Raw genomic sequence first — 8,360 nt, forward strand, 5'->3', positions numbered from 1 at the left:
ACGCGGGGCTGTACGCCGGCTTGAGGGAACTCGCCGCCGGCACGTTCCCGAAGCGCTGCTCGGCCTGCGGCCGCAAATACTGCGACGCCGACGATTACATCGCGCAGACGCAACGGGTGGGCAACGGCCGCAGCGGGCTCAAGCAGGCGGTGGATGACGACGGGCAGGTGATCGTGGAGCTGTTCCGCAATTGCGTGTGCGGTTCGACCCTGATGGACTGCTTCCGCGACCGGCGGGACGCGAGCGAGGCGGGGCTGCGGCGCCGGGCGCGCTTCGGCGAGCTGATTGAGATGCTGGTGGCCCAGGGGCTGGACCGGGAACGGGCGCGCACCGAGTTGCTCAAGGTGCTGCGCGGGGAGCCCAGCACAACCCTGCAAGCGCGTCTGTGCAACGCGGCCCTCCCGTCGCCCACTGACGCTGCAGGCAACGACCACTCGGGCTGAGCTGCCCTGAGCCTGACGAAGGGCTCAGGGCGAACGGCGGCGTTCACCTCACCGGCGGCGTGTTCGTGAACCAGTCGGCGGGCTTCTCCGACTACCACGGCGTGGGCATGAACCCGGCCGCCAACGAATGGGTCCGTCTGCACACGCTCGCGCGCGACGCGCTGCATGCCCGCCTTACCGAGCTGCCGGTGGCCGAACAGGCGGATGTGCACACCCGTGCGATGCGCTGGCTCGAAGAGCGCGGAATGCTCGAGGAGGCCGCCCGCCACGCGCTCGCAGCGGGGAACCGCGAGGTCGCCTTCGATCTGGCCGAGCAGTCCCTCTACGAGGCCGCGCTGCAGGGCCAAGTCGGCATGGTGCTCGATTGGGTCGAGCTGCTGCCTGAAACCGAGCTGGACAAACGTCCCCGATTGCGGCTCGCCGCGGCCTGGGTGCTGGCGTTGAGCGAACGCCACGACGCGGCCGAGCGTCTTGTCGCGGGCATCCTGGAAGGGGCGGACGTCGACCTCGGCCTGCGCCCGGCAGCGCCTGCGCCCTCCCGCGACGCCGCCGTCCCGCGCCATCCCGAGCATGGTGCTCACGCCGAAGGAGCGCGAAGTGCTCGAACTCCTCGCGCGCAACCTCTCCAACAAGGAGGTCGCCCAGGCGACGGGCGTTGGCGAGGAAACCGTGAAGTGGCACCTCAAGAACCTGTTCGGCAAGCTGGATGCAGCCAACAGGAAGCACGTGGTGCGGCGGGCTCAGTTGTTAGGGTTGCTGGAAGGCGTGGAGTAGTCCCGAGGGGCTGACTGCGCTGCAGTGCAGTTAGCTCCAATTCCCATCGCCTGCCGTGGCGGGACCGGCACGGGCGCCGTTTTGTTTTCCTGTGCGGGAATGCAGGCAAGATCGATTGATCACCCGGGCGGCCGGCCGATTTCGACCGTTCGTGCAGACGCCCGATCCGATTACCGGGATCCTTCTCCCGCCGATACCGAAAAGTCGTGCACCACGACGCCCTCCGAAGGCGGCACTTCGATCATCCACGGTTTGGCTGCCAACGCGCGGCCCGCGTCGGCCAGCCCCGCCGCCCAGCGTTGGCGAACGCGCTCGGGCCCGAATTCGATGTCCTTGGTGTGATCCTCGCCCGGCAGCCGGGGTGTCTGGAGATGAATGACATGGAACACGCTCCCGCATCCCATGCAGGCCAGCGGGATGAGCGGGGATTCGCGCTCGTGCTCGGCCAGGGCGCGGGCCAGCAGGTTGATGGCATGGCGCATGCGATGCATTTCGCGCTCCATCTCGATGATCGTATCGGCGCGGCTGGCGAACTGGATCTCCTTCTCACGCCTGAGCACGTCGCCCATCGCGCGCGGCACCTGGTCCTGCTGGGGCCAGAGCGTCGGGAACAGGCACAGCGAATGGTCGCGCGGCTGGTCGTGCAGGATCCAGTCGAGAGACGTATTGGAGTAGATCCCGCCGTCCCAGTAGTATCGTCCGGCGATCTCCACCGGCGGAAAGGCCGGCGGCAGCGCGCCGCTTGCGAGCACGTGCGCCACCTGCAGCGCTTCCTGCCGTGAGTCGAAATACACCAGCCGTGCGCTTTCGACATCCACCGCACCCACCGAAAGCCGTATCGGGGAATTGGCCAGATAGTCGAAATCGACCAATTCGGTCAGCGTTTCGACAAGCGGCTCGACGCTGTAGAAGCTTGCTTCGGCGGGCGTGGCGGCGCCGCTGAACGCGAAGGACGGAAAGCGGCGCGGGGCGAAGAAACCCGGCACGCCGAACGTCAGCGTTGCGAGGTTGCGCATCCCGGCGCCGAATGCCGCTTCCCAATGGTCGAGCCCGCCGTGGCCGGTCGACATCCGGCGCCAGAACTCGCGCAGCCGCGGGAGCCGGTGTTCGGGCCGGTTGCCCGCGATCAGCGCACCGTTGATGGCCCCGATCGAAGTGCCCACCACCCAGTCCGGCTGCCGCCCGGATTCGGCCAGGGCCTCGAAGACCCCCGCCTGATAGGCTCCCAGGGCACCGCCACCCTGAAAGACCAGGATCGTACGGCGCGGTTCGATGACGGTTGCGGTCTTGTGCGCGGCAGGCATGGTCGGTCTCCGCGAGGGCTGGTGGAAATCTCATGCTAGTCCATCCGTATGCCGGCGGTTCCGTTCAACGCGCGGATGGCCTGCCGCCGTTTTGGTTGTTCTTACAGCACGTGAGATTCCGAGTGGGCGCCGAGTTTGAACTGGCCTGAAAGCTGGATGAAGTCCGCCGCCGGCACTGCTTGGCTGAAGAGATGGCCCTGCCCGATAGCACAGCCCTGCGATCGCAAAAACGATAGCTGGGCCACGTTTTCGACGCCTTCGGCGATCACGTTCAAGCCGAGGTTGTGAGCCAGGGAGATGATGGCGGTGGTGATGGCAGTGTTGTCGGCATCGTCCGGAAGGTCCTGAACGAATCCGTGGGCGATCTTCAAGGTGTCGACGGGAAGATGCTTGATGCGACTGAGGGACGAGTAGCCGGTACCGAAATCGTCAATGGCGATCATCACCCCCAGCCTTTGCAATTCCTGCAGGATGGGGGCGCTTTCTACCGCCTGCAGGATGCCTTCGGTGATCTCCAGTTCGACGCAAACGGTACTGGGATCGAGACCGGATTCGTGGATTGCCCGGGTCAGCGACAGGATGAGGTGATCGTGCAGCAGCTGGCGGCCGGAGATATTGATAGCCATGCGCAAAGGCGTGATGCCGGCCATTTGCCAGGTTGCTGCCTGTTGGCAGGCCTCCCTGATTACCCATTCGCCGATGGGCTGAATCAGGCCACTTTCTTCGGCCACCCGGATGAATTCGTCCGGCAACATCAAACCCTGCTTCGGGTGGCGCCAGCGCAGCAGGGCCTCCACCCCGACGATTCTGCCGGTAGCCAGTTCCACCTGGGGCTGGTAATAGAGCTCGAACTGTCGATTGGCTAGGGCCTCGCGAAGATCATGCTCCACCGCGAGATGCCGCTGGGCGTCCACGGTGAGTTGTGCGGTGTAGAACTCGAAAGTGTTGCGCCCCCTGGCCTTGGCCCGATACATGGCTGCATCTGCCGCCTTGGCAAGATCCTCGGCGCTGTCCGCGTCGTTCGGGTAGATGCTGATGCCGATGCTGGTGGAGGTTACGACCTTGCGCTGCTGGATGACTATCGGCTCGGCCAGGGCAGCGATGATCTTCCCGGCGACCAAGGTGACGTCTTCCGCCTCATTGATTTCCTCCAGGACGATGGTGAACTCGTCGCCGCCCAAGCGTGCCACCAGATCCTCGCCGCGGACGCACTGCTGAAGGCGGCGCGCCACCTCCTGCAGAAGCTGATCCCCGGCGGCATGGCCCAGGGTGTCGTTGATCAGCTTGAAACGGTCCAGGTCCAGAAACAGCAAGGCAACCTTCTTCTGATGCCTCGGGGCCCGCTTCAGGGTTTTCGGCAAGGCATTGGCAAACATTAGGCGGTTGGACAGGCCGGTCAGCGAATCGCAATGGGCCAGTTGCCGCAACTGCTCTTCCGCCGCCTTGATGGCGCTGATGTCGGAGAAGACGGACACGTAATTGGCAATACGCCCCTGTTCGTCCTTCACCACACTGATGTTTTCCCAGCAAGGATAGGTTTCGCCATTCTTGCGGCGGTTCCAGATCTCTCCTTGCCAATGACCGTTGTGCTCCAGGCTGTGCCAGAGACGTTCGTAGAAAGGGCCGTCGTGGCGATCCGACCTATGCAGCCTCGGGTTCTTCCCCAGCACCTCATCCAGCGTGAACCCGCTGATTTCCGTAAATGCGCGATTCACCGAAACGATATTCCGCTCGGCATCGGCAATGATGATTGCCTCGGTCGTGTTGTTGAACACGGTGGCCGCCCGGCGTAATTCGTGCTCGGCTTGTCGGCGTTCAGTGATGTCGAAGAGGATGGCCCGGTTTTCAATGAAATGCCCCTGCTCGTCGGTAAGCGACATACATTGGACGGCCACCGGCAGCACGACTCCATTCTTGCGGATCATGTCGCACTCGAAACTATGGTTGCCGCCTTCCTTGATGTGCCCCCAATTCTCCTGGAAGCTGCGGTGGCTGGCAGACGCCAGCAGATCGGCAAATTTCAGCGCGCCGACCAGTTCTTGCCGTCCATAGCCGAGCCACTGTAGTTCGGTCGCATTGATGCGGACAATGACGCCGTCGCTGTCGAGGGTGTGGTAGCCGCAGGGAGCGTGGTCGTAAAGGTCGGCAATCTCCGCCGCCGACCGGCGCAAGGCCTCGGTGGCATCCCGTCGCGCTTGGGCCAGGCGCAGCGCGCCATCGATACGTGCCACCAGTTCCCGGGCGTGAAACGGCTTGATCAGATAATCGTCGGCGCCGGCCGCAAGCCCTTCGATGCGTGCCTCTTCCCCGGCCCGGGCGGAAAGCAGGATGATCGGCAGACCCGAGGTCTGCGGGTGCTCCCGCAGTGCCCTGAGCAATCCAAAACCATCCATCCCCGGCATCATCACGTCGGTCAGAATGAGGTCTGGCCGCCGGGCCAGACTGGCGGCGAGGGCTTCGTCGCCATTGGTCACGGTGTGCACGCGGTGTCCCGCTTCGCTCAACAGGTCGTGCAGGTAGCCGCGCATGTCGGCATTGTCGTCGGCGATGAGTATTTCGGCGGGCGTCACCGCGCTCAGGACGGCGGGCGGTTCGGCATCCGCCGGCTCGATTCCGTTATCCGCGGCGCCGGCATTTGGCAACCAGTGCAGGGCTTCTTCCACAAGTGCCCGGGCGCTATGGGCGGCATGGGATGACGCTGCGTCGGCGCGGGTAGGCTGGGTGGTCTGCAAGGGTATCTGGACGATGAAACAGCTACCGTTCCCGAGTTCACTCTCCACCCGGATCGTGCCACCGTGCAGTTCAACCAGCTTGCGCACCAGGGCCAGTCCGATTCCGCTGCCTTCGAAGCTCCGGCCCCGTGCTCCTTCTACGCGGTGGAAGCGTTCGAAGATGCGGGGCAGTTCCCGTGCCGGAATGCCTGTCCCGGTATCCTGTACCTGTAGTTCCGCGTTGTCGTTTACGGTACGAAGCCGGACGGAGATTCCACCTTCGAAGGTGAACTTGAAGGCATTGGACAACAGGTTGAGCAGGATCTTTTCCCACATCCCGCGATCCACGCTGATCGGTTTCGGCAGGGGCGGACAATCAACCGTCAGGGTGAGACCGGCCCGCTCGCAGGCCGAGCGGAAGTTGCTTGCCAGATCGGCCGTCAACGCAGCCAGATCGGTGGCCTCGCCCTTGACCTGGCTGCGGCCCGCTTCGATGTGGGAGAAATCGAGCAAAGCGTTCACCAGCTTCATCAACCGCAGCACATTGCGATAGGCCACCCGAAGCAACTCCAGCCGATGGGCGGAATCGATGCTCCCCTCCCGGTCCAGCAATTCCTCGAGAGGACCGAGGATAAGAGTGAGCGGGGTGCGGAATTCATGCGAAACGTTGGAAAAAAACTCCGTCTTGTCCCGGTCCAGCTCCTTCAGACGCGCATTCAGGCGTGCCAGTTCGGCCTCCCGTTGCTCCAGATCCTCCATCGCGCGCTTCAATGCCCGGTTGGCCTCCTTCACTTCGGCGGCTCGATGCAGAACTTCGGCCTCCATGCGCTCGGCACGAGCTTCGACTTTGCCCAGTTTTTCCGCCGCCTCCTGGTTGGCCTGCTCGCGGCTGAGAATGAACTCGGTGACGTCTTCAACGTGATGAATGATGAAAGCGATGCCGCCCGCTGGATCGGCAACCGGCGTATTGACCGGGCTCCAGTATTTCACTTCAAATTGGCCGCTGCCGTCGCGCAGCGGAATGTCGTATTTCTGTACTCCCATGATGTCCTGACGATTGTCCGCGATCACCCGGTTGAGAGATGCACGCAGGTCGCTCACACCGCTGCCAGAAGCATCGTCGGGATTGTCGGGGAAGATCTCGAACAGACCATGATCGACCATGGCATCCCGGCTGGTACCGGTCGCCGCCAGGTAGCGATCATTCACCGCCACGATCGTAAAGGCGACATCGGGTCGAAGGATCAGATAGGGATGCGGCATTGCCTCAAATAGAAGCTGAAAATCCGCAGATGAGAGACTGTGCATGAATCTTCCTGTCGGTTCCGACGGCAATTCAACAGTACCGCACTGAGTATCATTGAGCGCACCTGCAGCGGTCAAGACGACTACTGGACCAGAATGTGGTGATGGTCCTGCTGATGGCTTCGGCCGATCCCGTGACACTCGGCGGAGTGTCGTATTGGCGGAATGAAGATCGCAAAGCTCCGGTCACCAACGTCCCTTCAGGCCGAACAAGTACCAGATGCGCATTTCGTGGGACGGGCAGCTAACAGGGTGATGCAAAAATGCGCGACACGGCACCAGCCGGGGTGTTCGGATTGATTTTTATGGCGACTTCCTCGCAGGAATTGGATTTTCAATTCGCTTCGAATTGCCGAAGCGGCTGCCAGCATGCGCCACGGCGGCCCTTTTCGCCCCCCGGCTCATGCCTTCAGCTCCGAACCACTCAATTTCGCGATTCTCAGCAAGTTGTACGCCGCGCCAGAGATGACGGCCGCCATCTGGGTTTTCGCCTGGCCGATGAATCGGGTCTTGCGCATTCCGCCGACTGTTTTGAGCCAGCCGAAGATTTCCTCGACCCGCTTTCGCTTGCGCTGACTGATTCGATAGCCTTCGGTGCGAGTGGTGCGAGCATCCAGACCAGGCGTTTTGCGCCCATCGATTCGGGCAATGTGCGGACGAATTCGGTGCTCGCGCAGGTGCGCCACGAACTCCTTCACGTGGTAGCCCTTGTCGGCGGCGAGCGTCTTCGGATGAATTCGGCGGCGGCGCGCCCGGGTGAGCATCGAGCGCGCGGCGCGGTGCTCGGCCTGCGTCGATTCGGTCACGAGGATGTCCACGCACAGGCCGTTGCGATTCTCCATGAGCACGTGCCCGCCGTAGCTCAGTTTCGCTGCTTGGCCGTTGCCCTTTCTCATGAGGCGCGAGTCCGGATCGGTCGTGCTTTGATGCGTCGCGTTCGAGCGCTTCTCGCCCTTGAAGTCGACCATCCCCGTACCGTCGCCCCCGTCCTTCGGGGACTCACCACCCTTGCGCTTGAAGCTCTTGAACGAGGCCCAGGCGTCGATCAGCGTCCCGTCGACGGTGAAATGATCCGACGACAGCAGGTGCTGGCGGCGCGCGAGGCACACCACTTCATCGAAGAAGCGCCGTGCCACGTCGGTCACGACAAGACGTTCGCGCAGACGGCTGAAGTTCGATTGATCGAGGCTGGCGCTCTCCAGATCCATGTCGAGAAACCAGCGAAAGAGGATGTTGTAGTCGAGCTGCTCGCAAAATTGCCGATCCGAGCGAATCGAGTACAGCGCGATCAGCAATTGGCCCTTGAGGAGGCGCTCGGGCGGAATCGACGGGCGTCCCACGCTCGAATACAACACATCCAGCTCCGCCGAGATGGCGGCGAGCGCTCGGTCAGCCAGCTTCTTCACCCGCCGCAGCGGGTGATCCGAGGGCACGCGCGACTCGGGCGAGAAGTAATGGAACATCGACGACTGGGAATCGAGTTGGCCGTGCATCGCTGTCAGGACGGGAGTTTTGGGAACGTTTCTATGACAAACGCCATCTCGGTTCGTTCACTGAGTTCTGCATCAACCTGTTAGCTTCCAGTTGATCGCCTCGCTGAACAGCGTATTCGTGTTAATGTCAAGTGCAGCGGGTTCGTTACCAGCGGATCGGAAGATCTTTCGATTTACCGGGAAATAGCGTCTGCAGGAACCCCGCCGATTCGCCGGCTGCATTTCTTGTCTAGCTGTTCAAGCGCTTTTCTCGCTTCCACTTCAAGTCGGCAGACAATCTTGTTCAAAGGTTCGACCTGGTCGGCAAAGGCAACAGATTGCCCAAGCGAG

Annotated in this window: 5 protein-coding genes; 2 read left to right on the top strand and 3 right to left on the bottom strand. The window is 62.7% G+C overall.

Annotated elements, in window-relative coordinates:
- A partial coding sequence (locus GO615_RS26720) for a hypothetical protein (RefSeq protein ID WP_211167388.1) occupies window positions 1-443 on the top strand: 443 nt, incomplete at its 5' end.
- Between the two features lie 65 nt (window positions 444-508).
- Window positions 509-1,231: a hypothetical protein gene (locus GO615_RS29725; protein WP_479686196.1), complete on the top strand. Its 723-nt coding sequence runs from the start codon at window positions 509-511 to the stop codon at window positions 1,229-1,231.
- Window positions 1,232-1,387: 156 nt separating this feature from the next.
- On the opposite strand, the gene GO615_RS26735 is transcribed toward GO615_RS29725, so the two are convergent.
- The 3 genes from GO615_RS26735 to GO615_RS26745 form a co-directional block, all read right to left on the bottom strand.
- The gene (locus GO615_RS26735) at window positions 1,388-2,521 is read right to left on the bottom strand and encodes a patatin-like phospholipase family protein (protein WP_169132896.1); all 1,134 of its coding nucleotides are present in this window, start codon (window positions 2,519-2,521) and stop codon (window positions 1,388-1,390) included.
- Window positions 2,522-2,622: 101 nt separating this feature from the next.
- The gene (locus GO615_RS26740; RefSeq protein ID WP_169132897.1) at window positions 2,623-6,540 is read right to left on the bottom strand and encodes an EAL domain-containing protein; all 3,918 of its coding nucleotides are present in this window, start codon (window positions 6,538-6,540) and stop codon (window positions 2,623-2,625) included.
- Window positions 6,541-6,938: 398 nt separating this feature from the next.
- Entirely contained in the window at window positions 6,939-8,030 is a 1,092-nt protein-coding gene (locus tag GO615_RS26745; RefSeq protein ID WP_169132898.1) for an IS5 family transposase, read from the bottom strand.
- Between the last annotated feature and the right edge of the window lie 330 nt (window positions 8,031-8,360).

Source organism: Aromatoleum evansii (assembly GCF_012910805.1).
Taxonomy (GTDB): Bacteria; Pseudomonadota; Gammaproteobacteria; order Burkholderiales; family Rhodocyclaceae; genus Aromatoleum; species Aromatoleum evansii.

Excerpts from the sequence above, each read along its gene's own strand:
- GO615_RS26740 (WP_169132897.1), bottom strand. The coding sequence starts at position 6,540 with ATGCACAGTCTCTCATCTGCGGATTTTCAGCTTCTATTTGAGGCAATG.
- GO615_RS26745 (WP_169132898.1), bottom strand. The coding sequence starts at position 8,030 with ATGCACGGCCAACTCGATTCCCAGTCGTCGATGTTCCATTACTTCTCG.
- GO615_RS26735 (WP_169132896.1), bottom strand. The coding sequence starts at position 2,521 with ATGCCTGCCGCGCACAAGACCGCAACCGTCATCGAACCGCGCCGTACG.